General features: G+C 61.7%; 20 protein-coding genes and 2 pseudogenes. 15 read left to right on the forward strand and 7 right to left on the reverse strand.

Annotation, left to right across the window (positions count from 1 at the left end):
- The first annotated feature begins 57 nt into the window (after positions 1–57).
- Together epsC and U0029_RS04710 are read left to right on the forward strand one after the other, a co-directional pair.
- The gene (epsC, locus tag U0029_RS04705; RefSeq protein WP_012418205.1) at positions 58–1,002 is read left to right on the forward strand and encodes a serine O-acetyltransferase EpsC; all 945 of its coding nucleotides are present in this window, start codon (positions 58–60) and stop codon (positions 1,000–1,002) included.
- 15 nt (positions 1,003–1,017) lie between these two features.
- Positions 1,018–1,836, forward strand: coding sequence for an NAD-dependent protein deacetylase (locus U0029_RS04710; protein WP_114852332.1), 819 nt, complete (start codon positions 1,018–1,020; stop codon positions 1,834–1,836).
- Here U0029_RS04710 and U0029_RS04715 read toward each other — a convergent pair.
- The 3 genes from U0029_RS04715 to U0029_RS04725 form a co-directional block, all read right to left on the reverse strand.
- Positions 1,833–2,699, reverse strand: a complete 867-nt coding sequence (locus tag U0029_RS04715; RefSeq protein ID WP_012418203.1) for an inositol monophosphatase family protein — start codon at positions 2,697–2,699, stop codon at positions 1,833–1,835. The two genes, U0029_RS04710 and U0029_RS04715, sit on opposite strands and share 4 nt — an antisense overlap.
- Before the next feature lie 116 nt (positions 2,700–2,815).
- A complete protein-coding gene (locus U0029_RS04720; protein ID WP_114852333.1) occupies positions 2,816–4,279 on the reverse strand; it encodes an NAD-dependent succinate-semialdehyde dehydrogenase in 1,464 nt (487 codons plus the stop codon).
- Between the two features lie 69 nt (positions 4,280–4,348).
- The gene (locus tag U0029_RS04725; protein WP_012418201.1) at positions 4,349–5,614 is read right to left on the reverse strand and encodes a 4-aminobutyrate--2-oxoglutarate transaminase; all 1,266 of its coding nucleotides are present in this window, start codon (positions 5,612–5,614) and stop codon (positions 4,349–4,351) included.
- Positions 5,615–5,752: 138 nt separating this feature from the next.
- On the opposite strand from U0029_RS04725, the gene pdxR reads away from it, so the two are divergent.
- Positions 5,753–7,243 carry a MocR-like pyridoxine biosynthesis transcription factor PdxR gene (pdxR, locus tag U0029_RS04730; protein ID WP_367158505.1) on the forward strand — a complete coding sequence of 497 codons (1,491 nt, stop codon included), beginning with the start codon at positions 5,753–5,755 and terminating at the stop codon, positions 7,241–7,243.
- On the opposite strand, the gene U0029_RS04735 is transcribed toward pdxR, so the two are convergent.
- Positions 7,218–8,126 (reverse strand): DUF72 domain-containing protein, encoded by a 909-nt coding sequence (locus U0029_RS04735; protein ID WP_114852334.1) that lies wholly within the window; start codon positions 8,124–8,126, stop codon positions 7,218–7,220. The two genes, pdxR and U0029_RS04735, sit on opposite strands and share 26 nt — an antisense overlap.
- Positions 8,127–8,170: 44 nt before the next feature.
- Between U0029_RS04735 and U0029_RS04740 the strand changes: the two genes are divergently transcribed.
- From U0029_RS04740 to U0029_RS04770, 7 genes are all read left to right on the forward strand, one after another.
- On the forward strand, positions 8,171–10,228 hold the full coding sequence (locus tag U0029_RS04740) for an ATP-dependent helicase (protein ID WP_012418198.1): 2,058 nt from the start codon (positions 8,171–8,173) through the stop codon (positions 10,226–10,228).
- A gap of 55 nt (positions 10,229–10,283) precedes the next feature.
- Positions 10,284–11,282: a magnesium and cobalt transport protein CorA gene (locus tag U0029_RS04745; protein WP_012418197.1), complete on the forward strand. Its 999-nt coding sequence runs from the start codon at positions 10,284–10,286 to the stop codon at positions 11,280–11,282.
- Between the two features lie 30 nt (positions 11,283–11,312).
- The gene (locus tag U0029_RS04750; protein ID WP_012418196.1) at positions 11,313–11,861 is read left to right on the forward strand and encodes a thermonuclease family protein; all 549 of its coding nucleotides are present in this window, start codon (positions 11,313–11,315) and stop codon (positions 11,859–11,861) included.
- 76 nt (positions 11,862–11,937) lie between these two features.
- Positions 11,938–14,175, forward strand: a complete 2,238-nt coding sequence (locus U0029_RS04755) for an ABC transporter substrate-binding protein (RefSeq protein WP_114852335.1) — start codon at positions 11,938–11,940, stop codon at positions 14,173–14,175.
- Positions 14,168–15,145 (forward strand): ABC transporter permease, encoded by a 978-nt coding sequence (locus tag U0029_RS04760; protein ID WP_012418194.1) that lies wholly within the window; start codon positions 14,168–14,170, stop codon positions 15,143–15,145. Before U0029_RS04755 ends, U0029_RS04760 begins: the two co-directional genes overlap by 8 nt.
- Before the next feature lie 5 nt (positions 15,146–15,150).
- The gene (locus U0029_RS04765) at positions 15,151–16,590 is read left to right on the forward strand and encodes an ABC transporter permease (protein ID WP_012418193.1); all 1,440 of its coding nucleotides are present in this window, start codon (positions 15,151–15,153) and stop codon (positions 16,588–16,590) included.
- A complete protein-coding gene (locus U0029_RS04770; protein WP_114852336.1) occupies positions 16,587–18,230 on the forward strand; it encodes an ABC transporter ATP-binding protein in 1,644 nt (547 codons plus the stop codon). The genes U0029_RS04765 and U0029_RS04770 overlap by 4 nt, the downstream gene beginning before the upstream one ends.
- 48 nt (positions 18,231–18,278) lie before the next feature.
- Here U0029_RS04770 and U0029_RS04775 read toward each other — a convergent pair whose 3' ends face one another.
- From U0029_RS04775 to U0029_RS04785, 3 genes and pseudogenes are all read right to left on the reverse strand, one after another.
- Complete coding sequence (locus U0029_RS04775) at positions 18,279–18,815, reverse strand: MarR family winged helix-turn-helix transcriptional regulator (protein WP_012418191.1); 537 nt, start codon at positions 18,813–18,815, stop codon at positions 18,279–18,281.
- A gap of 42 nt (positions 18,816–18,857) precedes the next feature.
- Entirely contained in the window at positions 18,858–20,078 is a 1,221-nt protein-coding gene (locus U0029_RS04780) for a collagen-like triple helix repeat-containing protein (RefSeq protein WP_114852337.1), read from the reverse strand.
- Between the two features lie 269 nt (positions 20,079–20,347).
- Positions 20,348–21,304, reverse strand: a pseudogene (locus U0029_RS04785) (ShlB/FhaC/HecB family hemolysin secretion/activation protein); the annotation flags it as partial.
- A 449-nt stretch (positions 21,305–21,753) separates the two neighbouring features.
- Between U0029_RS04785 and U0029_RS04790 the strand changes: the two are divergent.
- The 5 genes and pseudogenes from U0029_RS04790 to U0029_RS04810 all read left to right on the forward strand — a co-directional run bounded on the left by U0029_RS04790 (position 21,754) and on the right by U0029_RS04810 (position 25,188).
- Positions 21,754–22,557, forward strand: a complete 804-nt coding sequence (locus U0029_RS04790) for an MHYT domain-containing protein (RefSeq protein ID WP_114852338.1) — start codon at positions 21,754–21,756, stop codon at positions 22,555–22,557.
- 132 nt (positions 22,558–22,689) lie between these two features.
- Complete coding sequence (locus U0029_RS04795) at positions 22,690–22,905, forward strand: Flp family type IVb pilin (RefSeq protein WP_012418188.1); 216 nt, start codon at positions 22,690–22,692, stop codon at positions 22,903–22,905.
- A gap of 128 nt (positions 22,906–23,033) precedes the next feature.
- Positions 23,034–23,510: an A24 family peptidase gene (locus tag U0029_RS04800; RefSeq protein ID WP_236824163.1), complete on the forward strand. Its 477-nt coding sequence runs from the start codon at positions 23,034–23,036 to the stop codon at positions 23,508–23,510.
- A pseudogene (locus U0029_RS04805) lies at positions 23,498–23,860 on the forward strand (type II and III secretion system protein family protein); the annotation flags it as partial. The gene U0029_RS04800 and the pseudogene U0029_RS04805, both read left to right, overlap by 13 nt.
- Entirely contained in the window at positions 23,857–25,188 is a 1,332-nt protein-coding gene (locus U0029_RS04810) for a pilus assembly protein CpaE (RefSeq protein WP_039051718.1), read from the forward strand. The pseudogene U0029_RS04805 and the gene U0029_RS04810, both read left to right, overlap by 4 nt.
- Positions 25,189–25,199: the final 11 nt, after the last annotated feature.

Genomic DNA, 25,199 nt, shown 5'->3' on the forward strand with positions numbered 1-25,199 from the left:
GATGCAGAGGTTGAGTATGGTGTCTTTACAAGTCGAAATTCGTCGGGGTGCCCGGTCATGAACAACGGTCTTCCGCAAGCGCACTGGAACCTGGACGGAATCGTGTCGGGCCTGAGGGCGGCAAGGCTCGCCTGGCGTGGCCCGCGTGGCCGTTTGCGAGAGGTCGTGTCGGGGGGGCGCGAGTTTCCGTCGCAGGAAAGCCTGCGCGAGATCGTCAAGCTGCTTTGCGGCGCCTTGTTCCCGATGCGTCTGGGTCCCTTGGACCTGCGTGAAGAGGGCGAGGACTTCTACGTCGGGCACACCATCGGCGCGGCGCTCGACGCGCTGCTGCATCAGGTCTGTCTGGAGCTGGAGCACCTGGGCCGCGACGATCCTCAACCGCATGAGCAGATCATGGCGCGCGCCGTTGCGATCGTGCGCGAGTTCGGCGCCAGCCTGCCCGCCGTGCGCGAAGCGCTGGATCTGGACGTGACGGCAGCTTATCAGGGGGATCCGGCCGCGCGCAGTGTGGACGAGGTGTTGCTGTGTTATCCGGGCGTGTCGGCGATGATTCATCACCGTTTGGCCAACTCGCTCTATCGTCTGGGCGCGCCGATGCTGGCTCGCATCGTCGCTGAAATCGCCCATGCCGATACCGGCATCGATATCCATCCGGGCGCGACCATCGGACGCAGCTTTTTCATTGATCACGGCACCGGTGTCGTGATCGGCGAAACCGCCATCATCGGCGATCGCGTCAGGCTCTACCAAATGGTGACACTGGGCGCCAAGCGCTTCCCGCCGGGCGAGAACGGCGAGCTCAAGAAGGGGCTGCCCCGCCATCCCATCATCGAAGACGATGTGGTGATCTATGCCGGCGCCACCATTCTGGGGCGCATCGTCATCGGCAAGGGCTCCACGATAGGCGGTAATGTCTGGCTGACGCGGGCCGTGCCGCCCCATAGCAATGTCACCCAGGCCAGCCTGGTGAACGACATGCCCAATTGCGGTCTGGGCGGCTAGGCCGGCCGCAGCACGATGGACACGTTGCCGGGGCAGATCGGTGCCTTGCGCGCCTTCATCGAGTGCCACTCGCGCCTGTTTGTTTTGACGGGCGCCGGGTGCAGCACACCTTCGGGTATTCCCGATTATCGCGATGGCGAAGGCCACTGGAAGCGCAAACCCCCGATCGATTACCAGACCTTCATGGCGACAGACTTGGCCCGCGCCCGCTATTGGGCGCGTGGCATGATAGGCTGGCGCCGTTTCGGACAGGTGTGGCCGAATGCCGCTCACGCGGCATTGGCGCGCCTGGAGGCCGAGGGCCGCATCGAGTTGCTGGTCACGCAGAATGTAGACGGCCTGCATCAGGCGGCCGGCAGCCGCGCCGTCATTGATCTGCACGGCCGCCTGGACGAGGTCATCTGCACCCATTGCGATTGGCGCGGCCCGCGCAAAGCCTGGCAGGAAAAACTGGAGGCCATGAACCCGGCCTGGATGTTTCTCGACGCCGACGACGCGCCAGACGGCGATGCCGATCTGGACGGCCTGGATTTCAGTCTGTTCGAGGTGCCCGCCTGCCCGCGCTGCGGCGGCATCGTCAAACCCGATGTCGTCTTTTTCGGCGAGCTCGTGCCCAGCGAGCGCACCACACAGGCCTATGCCGCGCTGGCGCGCGCCCACGCGATGCTGGTGGTGGGCTCATCCCTGATGGTGCATTCGGGCTTTCGTTACGTGCAGGCGGCCGTGCGTGAGGGCAAACCCGTGGCCGCCATCAATTTGGGGCGCACACGAGCCGATGACTTGCTGACATTGAAAATCAGCCAGCCCTGTGATCAGGTGCTGGCTGCGCTTTAGCCTGCTTCAGGCGATTCAGATAGCGGCTGTTCCTGTCCGAATAACAGGCGGTGTGCGGCGCGCCAGCTTCCCGCATCCGGCGCGTAAAGCAGCCCGCCGCTGCGATGGGTGGGTTTGTAGGGGCTGCCGTCGAAATGGGCGGAGTAGCCGCCTGCTTCGCGATGCAGCAGCCAGCCGGCGGCATGGTCCCAGGGCATGAGCTTGTTGTAAAACAGCAGATGCACATGGCCTGAAGCCGCCATGCGGTACTCGTGCGCCGCGCAGCGCAAATAGGCCGTGCTGGCCAATTGCGCCAAATTGCCGTTGACCTGCTGGCGCAGCGGTTCGGGCAGTGAGCCGGTGGCGATGATGCCGTCCATGTCTTCCGGCGCTGCGGGTTGCGCGACCTTGAGGGCTTCCTGGGTGCCGTTCTCGTGCTCGAACCAGGCCCCTTCGCCGCGCAGCGCCATGGCGGAGTCGCGATTGATGGGGTCGTAGATGATGCCCGCCATGACATCGCCCTTGTGGCAGGCTGCGATCATCATGCCGAACAAAGGCAGGCCGGCGACATAGTTGCGGGTGCCATCGATGGGGTCGATCAGGAAGGCCAGATCGGCGTCGACCAGCATGTTCAGCAGGGCCGGGTTGCGTGTCGAAGCCTCCTCGCCGATCAACACCGCGCCAGGAAATAATTTGGCCAAGCGCGCGCTGATCAGGCGTTCGGCGCCTTCATCGGCATCGGTGACGAGGTCGCGTGGCGTGCTTTTGCCTCGCACGGCCTGAACGGGCAGGTTGCGAAAGCGCGGCAGAATCTCCACCTGGGCAGCTTCGGCGAGGATGGCCGTAATGCGACGCAGGTCGTCGCGGGTCAGCGTGCGGCTCATGGCAATCCGAACGGGTAGGGAGTGGCCTGACAATCTATCATGGCTATCCCTTGAAAGCGATGAAACCGGCCACCCGATGGCCGGGCGCCGGTTTCAGGGCGAAACGTCGGGCGGGGTTAGGCGCCCAGGTCTACGCAGAGGTACTTCAGTTCGAGATAGTCTTCGATGCCGTATTTGGAACCTTCACGGCCCAGACCGGATTGCTTGACGCCGCCGAAGGGACCGACCTCATTGGAGATCAGGCCGGTGTTGATGCCGACGATGCCATATTCCAGCGCTTCGGACACGCGCCAGACGCGGGCGTAGTCGCGCGTGAAGAAGTAGGCCGCCAGACCGAAAATCGTGTCATTGGCGTACTGCAGCACTTCCGCTTCGGTTTCAAACTTGAACAGCGGCGCGACCGGGCCGAAGGTTTCTTCGGAGGCGAACAGCATGTCTTGCGTCACATCGCGCACGATGGTCGGTTCGAAGAAATTGCCGCCCAGCGCATGGGTCTTGCCGCCGGCGGCTATTTTGGCGCCTTTGCTGACGGCATCGGCGATGTGTTCCTTGACCTTGGCCACGGCGGCGTCGTCGATCAGCGGACCCTGGGTCACGCCTTTCTCGAAACCGTCGCCTACCTTCATGGCTTCAACCTTGGCGGTCAGCCGCTTGGCGACTTCTTCGTAAACACCGGCCTGCACATAGATGCGGTTGGCGCATACGCAGGTCTGGCCGGCATTGCGATACTTCGAGGCCAGAATGCCGTCTACGGCGCGATCGAGATCGGCGTCGTCGAACACGATGAAGGGTGCGTTGCCGCCCAATTCGAGCGACAGCTTTTTGATGGTCGGGGCGCATTGCTCCATCAGGGTGCGGCCCACTTCGGTCGAACCCGTGAAACTCAGCTTGCGCACGACATCGCTTTCGCACAGCGCGGCGCCGATTTCACGCGAGCTGCCGGTGATCACATGGAACACACCCGCCGGCACACCCGCTTCTTCGGCCAGCACGGCCAGGGCCAGTGCGGTCAGCGGCGTTTGCTGGGCGGGCTTGACCACCATCGTGCAACCTGCGGCCAGCGCCGGACCCACCTTGCGGGTGATCATGGCGGCCGGGAAGTTCCACGGCGTAATGGCGGCGGTCACGCCGATCGGCTGCTTCAGCACCAGAATGCGTTGGCCGGCCTTGGGGCTTTGCAGCACATCGCCATCGATGCGCTTGGCTTCTTCGCCGAACCACTCCAGAAAGGAGGCGGCGTAGGCGATTTCGCCGGCGGCCTCGGGCAAAGGTTTGCCCTGCTCTGAGGTCATGATGATGGCCAGATCCTGTTGATGCTGCATCATCAGGTTGGCCCATTTCAGCAAAATGGCGGCGCGTTCCTTGCCGGTCTTGGCAGACCAGGCCGGCAGCGCTTTTTCGGCGCTGGCGATGGCGGCTTCGGCTTCCTTGCGGCCCAGTTTGGGTACCGCAACAATGGTTTTGCCGCTGGAAGGATTGTCTACCGGGATGCTCGCGCCGGTGGCCGGCACCCATTTGCCGTCGACGAAGCAGGCGTCGCGCAGCAGGTCGGGGCGGCTCAGGGACTGGGTCAAGGACATGGTTTTCTCGTTAAAGACAGAGGCGGGATGGCGACAGCCATCCCGCGATTTGCATCGATGAGCTGACGCTTAGGCGGTCAGGACTTCGGCCAGGATGTCCAGCGCGCGGTCAAACTGCGCATCGGGAATCGTGAGCGGGTACAGGAAGCGCAGCACGTTGCCATAGACGCCGCAGCTCAGCAGCAGCAGGCCTTTTTCCAGCGCCTTCTGTTGCACGCGCTTGACGGCTTCGGCATCCGGCTTGCCGGTGGCGGCATCGTTCAGTTCGACAGCGACCATCGAGCCCAGACCGCGCACGTCGGCGATGGCCGGAGCGCGGTCGCGCAGGCTGTTCAGGCGGTCTTTCAGGCGCTGGCCGAGTTCGGTCGAACGATCGCAGAGCTTTTCTTCGGCGATCACATCCAGCACGGCCAGCGAAGCGGCCACGGCCAGCGGGTTGCCGGCATAGGTGCCGCCCAGGCCGCCCGGCGCCGGGCCGTCCATCACGTCAGCGCGGCCCACCACGCCGGAGATCGGCATGCCGCCGCCCAGGCTCTTGGCCATCGTGATCAGGTCGGCCTGAACCGAATGGTGTTCCATTGCAAACAGCTTGCCGGTGCGGGCGAAGCCGGTTTGCACTTCGTCGGCGATCAGCAGGATGCCGTGCTCATCGCACAGCTTGCGCAGCGCGACCATCAGCTCGGGCGGCGTGACGTTGAAACCGCCCTCGCCCTGCACAGGTTCGATGATGATGGCGGCCACGCGCTTCGGATCGATATCGACCTTGAACAGCAGATCCAGCGACTTGAGCGAGTCAGCGACCGAGATGTCCTGCGTGCTATTGGGGAAGGGGACGTGGTAGATGTCGGCCGGCATCGCGCCGAACGCCAGCTTGTAAGGCGCGACCTTGCCGGTCAGGGCCATGCCCAGTTGCGTGCGGCCGTGGAAGGAGCCGGAGAAGGCGATCACGCCCGAGCGGCCGGTCGCGGCGCGGGCGATTTTGACGGCGTTTTCGACGGCTTCGACGCCGGTCGTGAAAAAGGCGCTCTTTTTCAGGCCGCTGATCGGGGCCAGGCTGTTGATGCGCTCAGCCAGGGCGACATAGCCCTCGTAAGGCACGATCTGATAGGCGGTGTGGGTGAAGTTGCCCAGTTGGGCGGCCACGGCAGCCATGACCTTGGGGTGACGGTGGCCGGTATTCAGCACGGCGATACCGCCGGCGAAGTCGATGTACTCCTTGCCTTCGGCGTCCCACAGCGTGGCGTTTTCAGCGCGCACAGCGTAGAAATCGCACATGACGCCTACGCCACGCGGGGTGGCCAGGGCGCGACGGGTATTCAGATCACGGTTTTTCATCAAAGCCTCAGTTCGCAATATGCCGCCGCAACGCGGCGAAGACCAGCCTGCCAGAAAGTCCAGCGGCGTTTCGCCGATACTTTAATGCTAAGATGGCCCCATTGGTAGGAACCACTTTTGCAAATCAGGTAGAACCAATTGAGGTCCATCGTCGGTGACCTGCTACTGCTGCGTCTGAGTGACTCTGCAGAGGGTCCCATGAATCAGCGTTTATACCGGGCGATCCGGGAAGCCATCCTGGATGGCACTTTGCCGGGCGACACCCGTTTGCCCGCTAGCCGGGATCTGGCGGCCGAGCTGAGTGTGGCGCGCAACACAGTTGTTCATGTATACGCGCAATTGCAGGCCGAAGGCTATACCCGCAGCCGCCAGGGTAACGGCACTTTTGTAACGGCAAGTGTGCCGGATGCCTATCTGGCCACCGGACGCTCGCGGCGTCATCAGGCCCATGCGCCAGCAGGTCCCGTGTTGTCCGAGCGCGGCGCGCGCATCGTCGATCGCGCCTCGGCATCGCCCTATCAATGGGGGGCTTTCATGCCTGGCGTGCCCGATGTCACGGAGTTTCCGCACCGCAAATTCGGGCGTATTTTCAGCGCCCTGTGGCGCAAACCTCCGCCTGAGTTGCTGACCTACGCCTACGGCGGCGGCCTGCCGGCCTTGCGCGAAGCGCTGGCCGAGCATCTGGCGCTGACGCGTTCGGTGGATTGCGATGCCGAGCAAATCATCATCACCGAAGGCTCGCACCAGGCAATCGATCTGGCGACCCGCATGTTGGGCAGTGCGGGCGATGTCGCCTGGATAGAAAATCCGGGCTATTGGGGGGCGCGCACCGTCCTTAGCGCCAATGGCGTGCGTATCGCGCCGCAACCGGTCGACGAAGAAGGCATGTTGCTGCCGGCCACCGCCGAAATCGACGAGCCGCCGCGATTTATTTTCGTCACGCCCTCGCATCAATATCCGCTGGGCACGGTCATGTCGCTGGCCCGCCGGCGCCAGTTGCTGGCGCTGGCGCGGCGCTGGGGCAGCTGGATCATCGAAGACGACTATGACAGCGAGTTCCGCTTCTCGGGGCGCCCCATTTCTTCGCTCCAGGGGCTGGAGCCGGACGCGCCCGTGATTTACCTGGGCACCTTCAGCAAAACGCTGTACCCGGGGCTGCGCGTGGGCTATCTGGTTCTGCCCAAAAACCTGGCGGCGGCTTTTCAGGCCGGGCATGCGGAGCTGTACCGGGAGGGGCATCTCATGACGCATGCGGCATTGGCCACCTTTATTGCTGAGGGGCACTATGCCGCCCACATCCGCCGCATGCGCATGCTGTATGCGCGCCGCCGCGCCATTTTGGTCAATCTCATCGAGCGTCGCTTGGGTGCGCAGTGGCTGCTTCGCGACTCTAGCGAGGCGGGCCTACATCTGATCCTGAATCTGCCTCAGGATCTGGACGACAACGCGGTCGTTGATGTGGCCCGGGCCCGCGGTGTGCTCACGCGGCCGCTGTCGCGCTATTACGCCGGTTCCGAGCCCGCACGGCGGGGCCTTTTGCTGGGCTATGCTTGCGTGCCCGAAAGCCAGATTGCGCGCAAATTCGAGATTCTGCTCGATAGCCTCACGGAGGTGGCGCGCCGCGCTTGACACCCGTCTGCAGGGCGTGCCGCAGATTCCTTGCGTTTTTCATGCCCTGGTCCTGATAGTTGGTGTTCAGGATCACATGGGTCTGGCGAGTTTGCAGCTGCTGGATGCGCCGGGCCAGCTCGGCCAGTTCCGCCTCGTTGTATTCGTACTGGAAACGGGATGACGAGGCAGGCCCGCCACGGTTCCAGGTCTGCGCATTCCGGCCATGCAGGCGCACCAGCGCAATATCGTCTCGCGTGTTGGCCCAGACGGCGGGTACGCTATTGGCTGGCGCGTCAACGACGGTATGCACCAGAGCGCGCTCGCGCAGGCGATCCAGGGTTGCGGTGCCTGCCCTGCCGAGCCACCAGCTTGCGTGGCGGAACTCTATCGAGGCATCCATTTCCGCAAGCCGGCGGGCGCAATCATCCAGCCGTGCTGCGCCGCGAGCGTCATTGCCGACCCAGGGAGGAAATTGGCAATGCACCAGGCCTAGCTTACCCACCGCGCGCAGCGACTCCAGCGCCAGCAGATAGCGCCGCCACAATTCATCGCGCCAGTCCGCCGGGATCTGATGATCGAAGCAGGGGCGGGGGTCACGCCTGTCCCAGCCCAGCTCGTCCAGCAGATCGGCAGGTAGGGTGCGCAACGGTGTCTGATGCCCCGTGAAAAGCCGGAAGACCTTGATATTGAACAGGAAGCCCTCGGGGGTGCGCGCCGCCCAGGCCTGCGTCGTGGCCGGCGCCGCAAGGCCGTAATAGGGCGAGTCGGCCTCGACCAAGGGAAATCGTGAAGCATAAAAACGCAGGCGTGAGGCGGCATCGCGGGCCTCAGGCGGATAGAAACGCCCGCAAGCCAATAGGGTTGGGTCGGTCCAGGAGGCGGTGCCTGTCAGGATGGCCATGAAAGGAAAGCGGTATAGTCTGTATATATATACAGTGTATCTCTATGACGATTCCGACTTCCGGCGCTGATGACCCGCTCGATGAACTCAATCCCCAGCAACGCGAGGCCGCCACGTTCGGCATCGGTCAGCCGGATGCGCCCGCCTTGCTCGTCATCGCCGGCGCGGGCTCTGGCAAGACCAGCGTGCTGGCGCATCGCGTGGCGCAATTGATCCGCCACGGGGCAGATCCGCAGCGCGTGCTGCTGCTCACCTTCTCGCGCCGGGCCGCACAAGAAATGGACCGCCGTGCTGGCGGCGTGCTGCGCCGGGTCATGCAGCTAGGCGCCGCCGCGCCGTCCTTGCCTTGGGCGGGCACCTTCCATAGTGTCGGAGCGCGTTTGCTGCGCGATTGCGCCACCCGCATCGGCTTGTCCGAAAGCTTCACCGTCCACGACCGCGGCGACGCCGAAGACCTGATGGGGCTGTTGCGCCATGAGTTGGCCTTGACCGCCACCCAGAACCGATTTCCGCTCAAGGGCACTTGTTTGTCCATCTACTCGCGCGTGATTAACAGCCAGGAGCCGCTGGGCGAGGTGCTGACGCGGTTTTTCCCCTGGTGCGCCCAATGGGAGGCTGAGCTCAAGCGTCTGTTTCAGGCTTATATGCAGGCCAAGCAGGAACAGCACATCCTCGATTACGACGATCTGCTTTTATATTGGGCTGAAATGATGTCCGATCCCGGCATCGCCCGCGATGTCTCGGCGCGTTTTGACTACGTGCTGGTTGACGAGTATCAGGACACCAATCGTCTGCAAGCCAGCATTCTGTTGGCCATGAAGCCTGGCGGTCAGGGCCTGACCGTGGTGGGCGATGACGCTCAATCCATCTATGCCTTTCGCGCCGCCACGGTGCGCAATATTCTGGATTTTCCCGCGCAGTTCGGCGCCCATGTCATCACCCTGGAGCGCAATTACCGCAGCACGCAGCCCGTTCTGGATGCCTCCAATGCCATGATTGCCCAGGCCACGGAACGCTATGCCAAGGCCCTCTGGACCGACCGAGCCGCCACGCAAAAGCCCGAGCTTGTCAACGTGAGCGACGAGGTCGGGCAGGCGCGCTGGGTGGCCGATCAGGTCTTGGCCCGGCGTGAAGAGGGTGAAAGCTTGAAGTCCCAGGCCGCCTTGTTCCGTACCGCCAGCCATAGCGCCGCGCTCGAACTCGAACTGACGCGCCGCAACATCCCTTTCGTGAAGTTCGGCGGCCTGCGTTTTCTCGAGGCCGCCCATGTGAAAGACCTGCTATCGGTATTGCGCTGGGCGGAGAATCCGCGTTCCCGCATGGCGGGTTTTCGCGTGGTGCAACTGCTTGGCGGCATCGGGCCGGTCACGGCAGGCAAACTGATGGACCTCATGGCCGAGGCGGCCGACCCGCAGGTCTGCCTGGCGAATTTCAGAACGGGCCCGCAATGGGAGGGCTTGGCTCAGATGTTTTCCGCCCTGCGAAGCGAACAGGCGGGCTGGCCGGCCGACATCGATCTGGCGCTGAACTGGTATGCGCCCTTGCTCGAGCAGCGCTATGACGATGCGCCGGTGCGTCGCGCCGATCTCGATCAGCTTGCCCGGCTGGCTAGCGGCTATCCCACGCGCGAACGTTTTCTGACCGAGTTGACCCTCGACCCTCCCTCGGCCACCAGCGACGAGTCGGGCAAGCCCCTGCTCGATGAAGACTACATGATTCTTTCTACCATTCATTCCGCCAAGGGTCAGGAATGGAAGTCGGTCTATATTCTGAATGCGGTCGACGGTTGTATTCCCTCTGATATGGCAACCGGCAACGCCGAAGAAATCGAAGAAGAGCGGCGTTTGCTTTATGTGGCCATGACGCGTGCGCGCGAGCGCTTGCAGATTGTCGTGCCGCAACGTTTTTATGTGCATCAGCAAAGCGGCATGGGCGACCGGCATGTGTATGCGTCGCGCACGCGTTTTTTGCCCGAGGCCATGATGCCGCTCTTTGAACACCTGCCCAAGCTTCCTGCATCGCCCTTGGGCCGTGCCGCGCCGGGGGCGGCCGGCGTCCCTTCCATCGACGTCGGCCAGCGGCTTCGCAAGCTTTTCTCCTGAGCTATCATTCCCGGATGGCCGGGCCCTCCGGCCGAGTCAATCCGAGGGGGGAACGATGGCGCAGGATACCGCCGAGCCGCCGGTCAGCCAGATCGTGGCGTCCGTAGCCTATGTCGATGGCCGGCGCGCGCGCGACGTGCCGGTCAATGAGTTGGGCAATTATGTTGGCGGCCATAACGGCATGCTTTGGCTGGGCTTGCGCAATCCCAGCGCCGAATGTCTGGGCGAAGTGATCGATGCGCTGGGCGCCAGCGCCAAGGCGCGCGAGGAAATGCTTGAGCCGCATCGGCGCCCCAAGATCATTGATTATGGCAATGCGGTCCTCGTCGTCGCCATGACGGTCGATATCGATAACGGACGGCCGATTTTCGGTGAAACCCAATATCTGATCGGCAACGGCTTTCTGGTGACCGTCCGTCGCGGCTCGGTCCTGACGCACAGCACGCTGCGCGAGCGCCTGGAGTCCGCACCCGATTTGCTCAAGCGCGGCAGCGATTATGTGGCTTCAGAATTGCTGGATCTGCTGGTCGATCGTTATGTGGCGGCGGTTGGCCAGCTCGAAAGCGTGGTCGAGCATGCCGAACAAAAACTGCTCATTCGGGGGGCCAAAGATTCCGATATCCGCAAGCTCTACCGCCAGCGCCGTGACTTGTTGCGCATACACACGGCCATTGCGCCCATGGCGGAGATCTGCCGCCGTATGGCGCGAGTCGATATGTCGGCCATCGATGCCCAGGCCAGGCCATATTTTGCCGAAGTGGCCGACCGCGTCGTGCGCGTTGACGAGCTCATCAATGCCTTGCGCGAAGCGCTGGCTTTTGCCTTCGAGGCCAGTCTGATGATAGGCCAGGCCCAGCAAAACGACACGACCCGAAAACTGGCTTCGTGGGCGGCCATTCTGGCCGTGCCTACCGCCATTGCGGGCATCTATGGCATGAATTTCGAATACATGCCGGAACTCAAGGCTCATTTGGGCTATCCGATCACCTTGTCCGTGATCGCCATTGTCTGCGGCATTCTCTATTGGCGTTTCCGTAAGTCCGGCTGGCTTTGAGCGGCCGTCACACCAAGGAGCGCGTCCGTCTTGCAAGAAGTCTTTAGCCATTCGTCACGTCGCTTAGGCTGGGCGGCGGCGCTTTGCTTGATAGCGCCGGCGGGCGGGGCGCCCGAGCAGGGCTATATCTTGCGGGGGCAGGTCGCCTACGTCATGGATGGAGACAGTCTGATATTGAGGTCGGGCTCCGTGCACCGGCGTATCCGGCTGCTGGGTATCGATGCCCCCGAGCGTGCTCATGGGACGCAGCGGCCAGGGCAGCCGTATGCCGAGGCGGCGCGCCGGCAGCTCGTCCGTCTTGTGGCAGGTAAAACCCTTGCCGCGCAGTGTCGTCGGCTCGACCATTATGGGCGTGATCTGTGCGTGCTGGTTTTACCGGACGGCCGTCAGGTCAACCGTCAGCAGGTCATTTCGGGCCATGCCTGGGCCTTGCGCACTGGCGACGGCCTCGACGATCGCCGGATGGCCAGGCTGCAACGGTCGGCGCGTCAGATGCGGCGCGGACTCTGGGCGGAAGTCGGTGCGATCGCACCCTGGAAATGGCGTCATGATTGCTGGAAAGCACGCCACTGCGAATAAGGAAAGAAGCCGGAATGCTGTATTACCTATGTCAGGCCTTTGCTATGCTCCTGCGCTCAATCGAGGGGGAATTCCAATGAAACGCTTGCCACGGGGGATGGGGCTCTGGGGACTGCTTGCGATAGTGATGGCCTTGGCGGGCTGTTCCCGCGAAACGCCCATCAATAGCCCCTATGTTTCAGGCGCGCTCAAGGAAAACACGCTCTATACCGCTTTCGTGAAACGGTCGCCAAAGTATCTCGACCCTGCCAGTTCCTACTCCACCGACGAAACGCCCTATACCTACAACATTTATGAGCCGCTTTATGGCTATCACTACCTGAAGCGGCCTTATGAGTTGATTCCGCGCGCCGCCAGCGCTATTTCGCCGCCGGTCTATCTCGATGCGCAGGGCAAGGTGCTGCCCGAGGACGCCCCCGGCGATCAAGTCGCCGAAAGCATTTACGACATCGAATTGCGCCCGGACATCCGCTATCAACCGCATCCTGCCTTTGCGCGCAAGCCCGATGGCAGCGACGCCTACTATCCATTGGCGCCGGGTGAGCTCGATGACAAGTTCGCCATCCCTGATTTTCCGCAGACAGGCAGCCGGGCGCTGACCGCCGACGACTACGTCTATGGCATACGCCGATTGGCCAGCCCTAGGGTGGTGTCGCCCATTTATTCCGTTATGGCCGATTACATCGTCGGCATGAAAGCGTATGGCGAAAAGCTGCGCGAACGCGATCAAGCGTTGCGCAAGGGTTTGCCGGCCGGGGTGCGGGATCTGCCCTGGCTGGATCTGCGCGAGCCCGACGGCTTTGACGGTGTTCAGGCTCTGGGTCCGAACAAGCTGCGTATCCGCGTCAAGGGCAAGTATCCGCAGTTCAAATATTGGCTGGCCATGACATTCACCGCTCCCATTCCCTGGGAGGCGGATCGCTTCTACAGCCAGCCTGGCATGGCGGCCCACGACCTTTCCTTTAACACCTGGCCGGTGGGCACCGGGCCCTATATGCTCGCCGAATCGCGCCCCAACTGGCGGCATGTGCTGGAGCGTAACCCCAACTATCACGGCGACCCCTATCCCTGTGAAGGCGAACCTTCAGACAAGGCCGAGGGTCTGTTGGCGGATTGCGGCAAGCCCACACCCTTCATCGATCGCGTGGTGTTCAGCGTCGAAAAAGAGGCCTTGCCTCTGAATGGCAAGTTTCTTCAAGGCTATTACGACGTTCCCCAGGTCGAGCGCGGCGAATACGGCGTATCCATGCTGGTCGCGGCAGGTGATTCTCCCCAAAAAGCCGAGCTTTACCGAGATCACGGCATACAGCTTCCCACCACGGTCGAAACCTCCAACTGGTATATGGGTTTCAACTGGCTGGACCCTGTCGTCGGGGCCGGCGACACCCCCGAGCAGGCCGAGCGCAACCGCAAGCTGCGCCAGGCCATCAGCATTGCCTTTGACTGGGAAGAGTTCATCAACATTTTCCAGAACGGACAGGGGGCGGTGGCCTATGGCCCTGTACCGCCTGGCGTGCTGGGCTACCACCCCCTGCCCGAGGGCAACAATCCCGTGGTCTACGATCTGGTCGATGGCAAGCCTGTGCGCAAGTCACTGGACTATGCCCGGCAGTTACTCGCCGAGGCAGGCTATCCCGACGGGCGTGACGCCAAGACCGGCGAGCCCTTGGTGTTGCACTACGATGCCATGAGTGGGGCAGGGGCCAATCCGCAATTTGACTGGATGCGGCGGCAACTGGCCAAGATCGGGATCCAGATGGATGTGCGCTCAACCGATTACAACCGCTTCCAGGACAAGATGCGGCGTGGCGCGGCTCAGATGTTTTTGTGGGGCTGGAATGCCGATTATCCCGACGCCGAGAATTTCCTCTTCCTGCTCTATGGGCCTAATGCCAAGGCCAAGGGGGGCGGGGAAAACGCCGCCAATTACCAAAACCCGGAGTTTGATCGGCTATTCGAGCAAATGAAGTTTCTCGATGACGGCCCCGAGAAAGAAGCCGTCATCGACCGCATGGTCGATCTGGTCCGCCGTGATGCCGTTTGGATGTTCGGCTATTTCCCGATGTCGGGCGGCGCCTATCAGCAATGGGTGGGCAATGCCAAACCGACCCAGATGGTTCGCAATACGCTGCAGTACATGAAGATCGATCCCGATCTGCGGGTGCGTAAAACCAATGAATGGAATCCGCCGCGCTGGTGGCCGCTGGGGATCGTGCTGCTGTTGATCGTGCTGGCCGTCATTCCCTCTTATCTCGTGCTGCGGCGGCGTGAACGTCAGACCGCTTTTGGCTCCGTGGAGCGTAACCATGACTAGCTATGTGCTGCGTCGTCTGTTGTATGGCGTGTTGATCCTCATCGGTGTCAACCTTTTTACCTTCATCCTGTTCTTTGCGGTCAATACGCCCGATGACATGGCGCGATTGGCCATCGGCAGCCAGCGCAGCAGCCAGGATGCCATCGAAAAGTGGAAGGCTGAGCGCGGTTACGACAAACCGCTCTTCATCAACAACAGCCAGTCGGGCGCGAGCCGCTTCACCGACACGGTGTTCTATCACCGTTCGGTGCCTTTGCTAAAGCTCGATTTCGGCTCGTCGGATGCGGGCCGCGATATCGGGCGCGAAATTAAAACACGCATGTGGCCCAGCCTCGCGCTGGCCCTGCCGTCTTTTTTTCTGGGCCTGTTCGCCAGTATCGTGTTTTCGCTAGTGCTGGTGTTCTTCCGCGCCACTCGGCTGGATTTCTGGGGCGTGGTTTTCTGTGTGTTGCTGCTGTCTATTTCCAGTTTGTTTTACATCATTGCCGGGCAGTGGTTGTTTGCCAAGATGCTGCGTCTCGTGCCTTATTCGGGCTACGAAGCCGGGCTGGAAGCCATCAAGTTTCTGGCCCTGCCAGTGCTGGTGGCGGTGGTGTCTCGGCTGGGGCCGGAGGCGCGATTCTTCCGCAGCATCTTTCTTGAGGAAATCGGCAAGGATTACGTGCGCACCGCCCGCGCCAAAGGCCTGAGCGAGACACTGGTGCTGTTCCGCCATGTCTTGCGCAATGCGCTGCTACCCATTCTGACCAGCACGGTGGCTGCGATTCCCCTGCTGTTTATGGGCAGTCTGATCGCCGAGTCTTTTTTCGGCATTCCGGGTCTGGGCAGCTACACCATAGACGCCATCAGTTCGCAGGATTTTTCCATCGTGCGGGCCATGGTTTTCCTGGGCTCGCTGCTCTATATCGTGGGCCTGATTCTCGCTGACATTTCCTACACGCTGGCCGATCCCCGCGTGCGTTTCGAGTGACCGCCATGCCTAGGTTTGTATTTCTCTGGACAGACATTGCTCTCTATCTGATCGCCGTCGCGGGGCTGGCCTATCTCTGGCGCGTGTGGCGCAGCCCCAATTTGCGCGCGACCTGGCGGCGTGTGGCAGGCGATACGCCGGCCATGTGTTCGGCCGTGGTGCTGGCCTGCTTTGTCGCGGTGGGTTTGCTGGATTCGATTCATTATCAAACGCGTCTGCCTCCCGCGCCGAATGCCGCGCCCGACGCGCCCGTCATCTACGCCCCGGCCGTCACCTCGCTGCTTGATACCTTGCTGGCGCCCACCCTCTTGGGCAAACCTGAGAAAACCTATTCCGCGCCACTGGCCTCGTACCAGTTCACCAAGGAGAGCATGGTCGGTCCCGATGGTACGGTAAACCGTGATTTCCCACGGTTGCAGCATGGCGGCCGGCATTTGCAAAATCCGGCTACCGATACCTGGCCCGATGCGCGCAGCCGGCTGTTGAAGGGCGCTGGGGCCGGTCTGGCTGGCGCCTTGCTGGCGGGTGTCATTCTGGCGGCCTTGCTTGCCCGCCGCTTGGGCCTGGTCAATCTGCTGCGAGGTCGCACCAGCGTTCCCTGGCGCGCCATGTGGCTGACTTTTCTGCTGCTTTGCCTGCTTGTCGGCAGTCTGGGTGGGCTGGCCACGGGCTATCACGTTCTGGGCACAGACCAGACCGGCAATGATGTGCTGTGGCAGGCGCTCAAGAGCGTACGAACCGGTCTGGTGATCGGTACGCTCACGACGCTGGCGATGTTGCCGCCCGCCATCGCCTTTGGTATTGCGGCCGGCTATTTCAGGGGGCGGGTCGATGACGCCATTCAATACCTCTACACCACGCTGACCTCCATTCCTGGGGTGCTGCTGGTGGCTGCCTGCGCATTGATGATGCAGGTTTACATCGAGAATCACGCCAGCTATTTCGATACCTCGGCGGCGCGGGCCGACGCCCGACTTTTCATTTTGTGCATGATTCTCGGGCTCACCGGATGGTCGGGGCTGTGCCGCCTGCTGCGCGCCGAAACGCTCAAGCTGCGCGAGCTGGAATACGTCCAGGCGGCGCGTGCATTTGGCGTATCGCATTGGCGCATCATGCTGCGCCATCTGCTGCCCAATGTCATGCATATCGTGCTGATTACCGCCGTGCTGGAGTTTTCTGGTCTGGTGCTCTATGAGGCGGTGCTCTCCTATCTCGGCATCGGCGTTGATCCCAGCATGAATTCCTTTGGCTCCATGATCAACGGTGCGCGTTTCGAGATGTCGCGTGAGCCCATGATCTGGTGGAACCTTCTCTCGGCCTTTGTTTTTCTGCTCACCCTCGTATTGGCGGCCAATCTGTTCGCCGATGGCGTGCGTGATGCTTTTGATCCGCGCAGCCGGCGATTCCGGCCCCGTTTGAACCGAGCGACCGGAGGCGCCCAATGACGCTGCTTAACGTACAGGATCTGGATGTCGCCATCGAGGCCGATGACCGTCTGGCCCATGTAGTCAAGCGCCTGAGCTTTGCCATAGAGCGGGGCCAGACCTTCGCCCTGGTGGGAGAATCGGGCAGTGGCAAGAGCATGACGGCGCTGGCGCTCTTGCGCCTCTTGCCCGACGCTGGCCGCATTGTCGGTGGTCAGGTCAACCTTGGCGACCAGGATCTCAACACCCTGACCGAGCGCCAGATGCGCGGCGTCAGAGGCGGGAGGATTGGCATCATCTTCCAGGAGCCCTCGACCAGTCTGAATCCGGTCATGCGTGTGGGTGAGCAGATCATCGAGACGCTCACGGCGCACACCCGCTTGCGTGGTGCGATGGCCCGCCGTCGCGCTATCGAGTGGCTGGCCCGGGTGGGCATCCCCGAGGCGGAGCGGCGTGTCGATGACTATCCCTTCCAGTTTTCAGGTGGCCAGAAGCAGCGCGTCATGATCGCAATTGCACTGGCGGCAGAGCCCCTGCTGCTGATTGCGGATGAACCCACGACGGCGCTCGATGTCACGGTGCAGGCGCAGGTGCTGGAACTGTTGGCCGACATCCAGCGTGAAATGGGCATGGCGGTGCTGTTGATCACGCACGATCTTGCTATCGTGCGTCAGACTGCACATCACGTTGCTTTGATGCGGGGCGGCGAAATCGTCGAGTCTGCAGACGCCTGCAGCTTTTTTTCTGCGCCGCGCCATGCCTATGCGCGAGAGCTGTTCGACGCGGTTCCCACCTTCGAAAAACGCGGACGCCCTCTGTCTGCGAAGAGCGCGCCGGCTGCCGTGGCGCCGAGGCGCGCTGCTGAGGTCGTGCTTGAAGTCAAGGATCTTTGCGTGCATTACCCGGTGCGCAGCGGCTTCTTGCAGAAGTCCTGGAGCAAGGCCGTCAATGGCGTGAGTTTCGAATTGCGTGCGGGGGAGACACTGGCGCTGTTGGGCGAATCGGGCTGCGGGAAGACGACGACCGGTAAGGCTTTGCTGCGCCTGGTCGAGCGGGCAAGCGTGAGCGGCAGCGCCTTGCTCAATGGTCAGAATCTGCTGACGGCCGGCCGGCGTTCCATGCAGGCCTTGCGTCGGGATATCCAGATTGTCTTTCAAGACCCCTATGCCTCGCTGGACCCGCGCATGCGTATCGGCGATATCCTCGATGAGGGCGTGGCATCGTTGCATCCGCAGATGCCCGCCGAGGCGCGTCGTGCGCGTGCTGAAGACTTGTTGTGCCGGGTTGGGCTGCCCGCCGACACGTCGCGACGCTATCCGCACGAATTCTCCGGCGGGCAGCGTCAGCGCATCGCTATTGCGCGCGCGCTGGCCGTGGAGCCCAAAGTTCTGATCTGCGATGAGCCGACCTCCGCGCTGGATGTCTCGGTTCAGGCACAGATTCTCGACCTGTTCCAGGAGTTGCAGCGCGATCTCGGTATTGCCTACCTGTTCATCACCCACAACTTCGGCGTCGTCGAGTATCTCGCGGATCGCATCGCGGTGATGGCCGAGGGAAAAATCGTGGAGGTCGGCGACGCCGCCGAGGTGTTGCAGCGGCCCGCGCATGCCTTGACACGCCGCCTTCTCAAAGCCGTGCCTCGCTTGGCGTTTGGCGCTTGATCGCCGCCAAGCCATCCCACGCAGCGCGCTGCGTGGGATGGGGCCCGTTCAATGGGTCGAGTTGTTTCGAGCCTGTAGCCAAAGGCACATGTCATGGCGCAAGCCACGGACATACTGTTGCAAAAAGGCGTGTACGGTGTGTATCTGTTCAGGATCAAACTGCCGGCTCAGCAGTCTCACCTCTTCCAACATGGCTTGGCGTGCCTGCTTAAGCGTTTCACAATGCTCCGCTACCGGGCTGACGATGATCACGCGCCGGTCCAGCGGATGCCGTTCCCGCCGTACAAACCCTGAGCTTTCCAGGCGGTTGACCAAGGCCGTCGTGCCGCCCCAGCTGATGCCCAGCAACAGGGCAAGCTGGCCGGTGGGTAAGGCGTCCAATTCCTGCACCAGCTCCAGGGCCTTGAGTTCCGTGGCCGACAGACCAAGACGTTCGGCAACCATAGTCTGGTGGGCGGCGGTATAGACGGCGAGTTGTTGACTCAGAATCGCAGCGATATCGACGACGTCTCTTGCTTCCATAGCGGCCTCCCCGTCATGCGGAATACCGCGCGCTTCGCTGAGGGGATGATCTGCTTCGAACATAGTGTCGCTCCCTGATGGTTGGTCGGTCTTACTTTTTGGGACTTAGGCCGCCGAGCAGTCCGGGGTTGTTGCCGTTTGCCGCCCCCGTGCCGGCGCTAGTGCCGCCGGCCGGCATGCCGCCGAGTAGACCGCCACCCGGCAATCCGCCGTTGTTTGCGTCTGCGCCACCTCGCAGTGCAGCCGTGATGGGAGCGAGCAGGCGGCCGCTGTCCGCCGCTCCGCTGTCCAGCGAGGCCACGGCGCCCGTGAGGTCTTTGAGGACGGCGCCCAAAGGGGCGCGGTTGTCGGGGGGGCGTGCAGTCCGCCTCCCGAATCAGAGACCGCGCGGCCGATACCTTGCAATGCACTGTCTAGCCCGGCTTGATTTGTCGTTCCTGCGTCCGCGCCTACGTTATTGAGCAGGCCGGAAATCGACGCGCCCAGCGGGCTTGCATCACCGGCTTTTTGCGTGACATCGCTCAGAGCCGTGACGATGGGCGCGACGGTCGGGTCTAGGCCCGCCCCCGCCGCGCTCAATGCGGCCTGCTGGCCCAGGGGCATCAGCTTATCAACGGCTCGGCCCGTGTTGTTCAGCGCGGGCTCGAGAAGGGGGATCTTGGCCTTGGGCAGCAGCGCGTTCTGCAACTCGCCTACGGCCTCAGCGAGCGGGCGCAGGGGACCGCTGCCCAGGGGGGGCGTAAGGGCTCCCACCGCAGCGGGCGCATTCTTGGCTACGGCCGTCAATGGGGCCGGGTTTCCTGGGTCGGCAAGCGGCGAACCGCTGGCGCTGCTGAGGGTGTCGCCGAGCCCACGGGCCAGACCGCCCACGCCATCGCCCAGGCTGCGAGTTCGCCTCGTCTTGGCGATGTTGTCACCGAGTTGCTTGACTGCCGAACCGGAGGAATTCAGGAGGCCCGCCACGGGCGCGCCCAGACCTGTGTTGCTGCCCACGGTTTGCGTGAGATTTTCTACCGTGTTGACGATGGGTTGAGTCGCGGGGTCCAGGGCGTTTCCCAGACCTCCCAGCGCGGCGGAGGCATTCAAAGGCAGGGCGTTGTCGACGGCTTGGCCGGTACCGCCCAACGTGGTTTGCAGCAGACCGGTCGTGACTGGGGTCGTGACCGGTGGATTGGTGGATGGCTTGCCTGCGCCATCGCTGCCACCGATGGCGCCAGCGCTCGCGGAACGGCCGCCGCCGCAGGCGCTCAGTGCAGCCACCACACTTATCAGGGACAGCCTAAAGCGGGCAGTGCCGCGCAGGGTATCCGTCTGTGCTTGCATCATGTTCTCCTCGCGGATCGAAAGTCAGGCTGTATGTCGCCTTATGCTTTCACAGACGCAGGATTCATGCCACGTTTATGAAGGTCGGTCTTGATATGAAATCAATTCTGGCTTAGGAAAAAAATTCATTTAAATCAATGGCTTGATGCTTTTGGTGTTTATCTCGCAAGAATTTCGACCTGATTTTTACGAATTCGGCGCGCTTGCGAATGTTGTATTTCCACGAAAATTGCCGGATGTTACGTGGCACGTTACGTAACGCCGGATGACGCTCAGAGCGGGTCGTAGAAAATCGAATAGTTCGCATTGAAGCGCAGGCCGCGGTTGTCGCCATTGACGCCAGGGGCGCTGGCAGACTTGGCGACATTGAAATCAAACAAATAGTATTTGTCTTCTGTCATCCTCAAGCCGAAGGCCAGGGACGACAGATGTCTGGGATTGAGCGGTTTCAGGGCCGGGTTGTTGTACCAAGTGCGCGCGTAATCAAGCAGCGCATAAGGTTGCAGTGCTGCAAGGTATTGGTAGCCGATGCTGAAGCGGCGGTTGATCTCAGCCGATAGTTCCAGGTCTTTGTCCCCGCGGATTTCTCCTTGCGGGTATCCCATGCCAAAGCGCCAACTGCCGAATGCAACCTGTTCTGAAGCGTGCAGTATCGCGCTGCTGCACTGACCCGCGCCGCTCAAGACCAGGCCAAATTGCTTAGGCAGGGTGAAGGCCTGGCGCAAACTCAGGTTCCAGCGCGTGAAATCCAGTTCGGTTGCAGGGGTGGCCTGGTAACCGTAGTTGCTAGTGATCTTGGCACGCGCGCCCACACGGTCCAAACCCTTGGACACCCCCAGGCTGAGATCGGTGGACCGCTCCTGCAGAACGTCGAGATAGCGGACTTCGGCCGTGGCTGCGCGTATACGGGAATCCTCACGGAGCCAATTGTCGGCGCCGCTTTGGCTATAGCGGTCTTTGCCATTGCTGGCATACAGGCCTAGCGTACCGCTGATGGAGCGGCGATTGTTGAGCAAAAAGGGGTAACTCATTCCTAGGCCGATGCGGTCGGTCCTGATCTTGCGCTTGAAGCCCAGACGTTGGATGGCTTCGTCGTGGGGCCTGGCTTCGTAATGGTAGCCATCCACCTTCACGGACCAGCCGTCATTTCCCACTGGGATGCGAATGTCTCCGGCCACATATCTGACGTCGTCGGTATTGCGGGGAACGCTGGCGGTCAGGCGTAGCTTCATCTTGTTGGCTCACACTCTCGGCAGTTCAGGTGGAAAAGCGCCAAATGCGAAATCAATCCGGCATTATTTCAAAGCACTTCTGCTCAGACTAAGAGTCATGCTGCCCCTGAGTGGAAGCTGCCGCAATCCAAGATAACCCATATAAAGAGTCGCCATTCATGGCGGCGAGTTAGCTGCTGCTTTGTTTCGTTGTTCGAAATTTTCCTCGCAAAATCAAAATTATTTTTAAATAAAAAAGGTTCTTCGTTCGTTTCGAGTGTCGTAATGTTGCTTGCGAAGGGAAAACCCGGATGCAAACAAAAGCTCAATCATCAACACTGGATGAAAATTTGAAAACAACAAGTCCAGTAATGTTCGGGTCGCCTCTGAATCAGAGGTGATTGTCAGGATGCACGGCGATGCATGGCATCCAGCGAGTGCTCCAGTGAACTGAACAGGGAGCGGAGATGAGTCTCGGAGACGTGGTTCCGCTGTCCTTGCAACCGGGTCTGGTGGCCCTTTCTTTTGTCATTGCTTTTCTAGGCGCGTATGTCGCCCTGAGCGCTGCGGCAAGAATCCGTTTGAGCGTTCAGTATGGAGACAACTGGCAGGGTTTTGTCTTGCTCGGTGCGCTGGCGATGGGAGGCATAGGCCTCTGGGGAATGCACTTCATCGGCATGCAGGCGCAGAACCTGCCTTTTGAAGTGACTTATAGCCTGTGGCCCACCTTATTGAGCGCCCTGGTGGCCATCTGTTTTTCGGCGGCCGCTTTTTTCTATGTCGGCGGCCGGCCTTTCTCTTTGGCCCGCTGTCTGGTGGCGGGGGGGGGGATTGTCGGCATGGCCGTGGCGGCCATGCATTACATCGGCATGAGCGCGATACGCATGCCCGCCGTGTTCCGCTGGAATAACTCGCTGGTCGCGCTCTCGATTTTCATCGCTATTCTCGCGGCCACGGTGGCCATCTGGCTGGCGTTCAATGTGCAGCGCGAATGGCAGCGTGGGGCGGCTTCCGCGGTGATGGCTGTCGCAATCTGCGGCATGCATTACACCGGCGTGGCTGTGGGAGTCGTGGTGTGTACCACGGCTTTTCCAGAGGTCGGGCAGGTGGGAGGTGCGCTCCTGTCCTATGTGGCCTTCTGCGGCGCCTTATTGATACTCCTCGCGATGCGTTGGCAGATGCATCGCAGCTACAAGAAGTACCAGTTGAGTATGGCTGCGCGAATGGACGGCTTCTTGGCCGGTACGCGGTCAGCAGGACCTGCCGCTTGAGCCGCAGGCAGGGTTGTTCTGAGGCAAAGGGATTGACCGGGTTCGGATGTTCCGTACGGGCAATGGCAGCGCCCGGATTCCGAGGCGTTCTTTCAACCAGTAGTACCTGCTTTTCTGTATTGGGAGGTGTCTATGTTTGCGCAACTTTCTGCTTTCTGGCGCGACGAAGACGGCGCGACCGCCATTGAGTATGGGCTAATCGCCGGACTGATCGCTGTGGTGATCATTGCCGGGCTGACCGCCTTGGGCGGTGGTCTCAATGGTCTGTTCACGCGGATCAACAACGCCTTGATCAACGTTGGTACGCCAGCCAGCTCCACCCCACCGGCTAACGGGAGCGGCGGTTAATGACTTTGCTTGAATAGCTTGCGTTTGCTGGCGGCAATGAGAGCCCGCGCGTTTTCATTGCTGTCTGGGCCTAGGGGCACTGGACATCGCTCGCCTGGATGCCGTTGATCAACGCCGGGAGTCTCGCCTTGTTGAAGGAGAATGTGTGGTGGATGGTTTTGCTCGCCTTCAACGCTACGGTTGTCGTGTACGACTTTCGCTGGCGGCGCGTGCCGAATTGGCTGCTCTCGTTCGCCGCTCTGGCGCAGTTGGCCTGGCTGGCCTGGCACAGCATAAGCGGTGCCTGGCCGGCAAGCGGCCCGAGCGGCTGGCTGGACGCTGGCTTGCCCTTTGTCATCGGCTTGCTGTTCATCGTATTCTGGCGCTTGCGTCTCATGGGCGCAGGCGACGTCAAGTATCTGGCCGTTCTGGGCCTTTGGCTGGGGTTTATGCCATGGTTGATGGTGCTGATGCTCGCGAGCGTTCCCTGCGGGATACATGCGCTGTGCGAGGCGCTTGTGCGCGAGCCACGCACAGTCCGGCGCGGCGTTCCATACGCTGGCTATCTGGGCCTGCTGGCGCTCAGTCTGGCAGTTATGTCAACGCCAACCAGAGCGTCACAGTGATTCCTGTATTGCGCAAGCGCAAAGCGGACACCATGGTCGAACTGGGGGATGGCGAGAGTTTCATGATCAGCGGGCTGGTGTCGAGACAGACTAAAGCAAGCGTCAACAAGATTCCTTTGCTAGGTGATTTGCCCATCATCGGTTCTTTTTTCCGCAGTGTGCAGTACTCGCAAGAGGATAACGAGCTTGTCATTGTCGTGCCTCCCCGGTTGCGTCAACCCATTGCGCGCGGCGTCACTTTGCCGCTGCCCGGCGCGCGGCAGGAAATGACCGACTCTGGCTTCAATGCCTGGGGCTATCACCTGCTCGGCCCGATGGCTGGCGAGCAGATGCCGGGTTTTTCACAGTGAACGATATGAAAACTCACGCCTGGGAATGGGGTGGCCTGGATAAGGCGACCTGCTTTCTTTTTTGTTCCAGCGACTACGACGTGGCGCAGCAACTAGGGCAGGCCGTTGGAGATCTGGGGCTGCTCACTCAGGAGCTGCCTTCGCTGGATGTGCTGGCGCAGCGCTTGGCCGAGATCAATCCACAAGTGGTTTTCCTCGACTTTACCGGAGGCCAGGCGGAGCCGGGTAAGTTGCTGCTGGCGGCGGATATGGCGCGCGTGCTAATGCGGGTGGCGCCGTCGCTGCCGCGTGTGGCCGTGGGCTATCTGTCTCAACCCGATGGCGCGATCGCCGCTTTACGGGCGGGTGTCAGCGACTTTGTGGACCCGTCCGTCTCGCCGGATGAGATTCGTGCCGTTGTGCAACGCCTGATCACCGACAGGCGGCAAACCGGGGGGGAGGGTCCGCAGCGCAGCATTTTGCTGCTTGGCGCCCGGCCCGGGGTGGGCACCAGCACCTTAGCGGTTCACGTCGCCGGTCTGGCGCAGCAGCACCTGGCTCATTTGGCTCAGGCGCGGCAGGGCGGCAAGGGCGCAGCCAAGAGTGAAGTCCTGGCGGCTCAACTGCCGCTGAATGAACGGGTCTGTGTGCTGGACCTGGGTTGGCCTATCGGTGATTGTCTGCTCTATCTCAACATCAATAGCGATTTTGACTTTGCGGAAGCGACGCGCAATCTGCCACGGCTTGACGGCACCTTGCTCAGTTCCGCGATGGCCCATACTGCGGCCGGCATCAGCGCCATGGCGCTTCCGCGAGATACGACGCAGGTGCGAAGCCTGTCGCCTGCCGACTCTCTGTCGCTGTTTGAGCGCCTGCGGCAGCACTATGGTTTGCTGGTCACCGATGCGGGCGGTTTTTCCAATCCGGATTTTGTCGCCAAGCTGGCCCGCAGTTCGCAGGAGGTCTGGTTGGTCACCGACCAAAGCGTCAGCGCCCTGGTGTCCCTGGCGAACATTCTGCAAGAGCTGGCGCAGCAGCATGTGCAGCGAGACCGTCTCAAGCTGATCGTCAACCGCTATGACGAGCGCTATGGCATGACATCGGAGCAGATCGCGGAACGTTTCGGCGTGGTGTTGGGCGGGACATTGCCCGACCGCACATTGCCCTTGATGCTTTGCACCAACCAGGGACGGCTGCTATATCAGCAGGCTGACCGCGATATCTACGTCAGGGGGGTGCAAGGTCTGGTCGATAGAGTGCTGGCTGAGCGCACCGCGTCCGGCCCCGGAAGAAACAGCTGGCTGGCGGCTTGGTTACCCGGCGTTCACAAGCGCATGATACTGCCCTGAAGGAGTATCGG

The sequence above is a fragment of the Bordetella avium genome (genome assembly GCF_034424645.1).
Lineage (GTDB): Bacteria > Pseudomonadota > Gammaproteobacteria > Burkholderiales > Burkholderiaceae_B > Bordetella > Bordetella avium.

Excerpts from the sequence above, each read along its gene's own strand:
- epsC (WP_012418205.1), top strand. The coding sequence starts at position 58 with ATGAACAACGGTCTTCCGCAAGCGCACTGGAACCTGGACGGAATCGTG.
- U0029_RS04710 (WP_114852332.1), top strand. The coding sequence starts at position 1,018 with ATGGACACGTTGCCGGGGCAGATCGGTGCCTTGCGCGCCTTCATCGAG.
- U0029_RS04715 (WP_012418203.1), bottom strand. The coding sequence starts at position 2,699 with ATGAGCCGCACGCTGACCCGCGACGACCTGCGTCGCATTACGGCCATC.
- U0029_RS04720 (WP_114852333.1), bottom strand. The coding sequence starts at position 4,279 with ATGTCCTTGACCCAGTCCCTGAGCCGCCCCGACCTGCTGCGCGACGCC.
- U0029_RS04725 (WP_012418201.1), bottom strand. The coding sequence starts at position 5,614 with ATGAAAAACCGTGATCTGAATACCCGTCGCGCCCTGGCCACCCCGCGT.
- U0029_RS04735 (WP_114852334.1), bottom strand. The coding sequence starts at position 8,126 with ATGGCCATCCTGACAGGCACCGCCTCCTGGACCGACCCAACCCTATTG.
- U0029_RS04740 (WP_012418198.1), top strand. The coding sequence starts at position 8,171 with ATGACGATTCCGACTTCCGGCGCTGATGACCCGCTCGATGAACTCAAT.
- U0029_RS04745 (WP_012418197.1), top strand. The coding sequence starts at position 10,284 with ATGGCGCAGGATACCGCCGAGCCGCCGGTCAGCCAGATCGTGGCGTCC.
- U0029_RS04755 (WP_114852335.1), top strand. The coding sequence starts at position 11,938 with ATGAAACGCTTGCCACGGGGGATGGGGCTCTGGGGACTGCTTGCGATA.
- U0029_RS04760 (WP_012418194.1), top strand. The coding sequence starts at position 14,168 with ATGACTAGCTATGTGCTGCGTCGTCTGTTGTATGGCGTGTTGATCCTC.
- U0029_RS04765 (WP_012418193.1), top strand. The coding sequence starts at position 15,151 with ATGCCTAGGTTTGTATTTCTCTGGACAGACATTGCTCTCTATCTGATC.
- U0029_RS04770 (WP_114852336.1), top strand. The coding sequence starts at position 16,587 with ATGACGCTGCTTAACGTACAGGATCTGGATGTCGCCATCGAGGCCGAT.
- U0029_RS04775 (WP_012418191.1), bottom strand. The coding sequence starts at position 18,815 with ATGTTCGAAGCAGATCATCCCCTCAGCGAAGCGCGCGGTATTCCGCAT.
- U0029_RS04780 (WP_114852337.1), bottom strand. The coding sequence starts at position 20,078 with ATGATGCAAGCACAGACGGATACCCTGCGCGGCACTGCCCGCTTTAGG.
- U0029_RS04790 (WP_114852338.1), top strand. The coding sequence starts at position 21,754 with ATGAGTCTCGGAGACGTGGTTCCGCTGTCCTTGCAACCGGGTCTGGTG.
- U0029_RS04795 (WP_012418188.1), top strand. The coding sequence starts at position 22,690 with ATGTTTGCGCAACTTTCTGCTTTCTGGCGCGACGAAGACGGCGCGACC.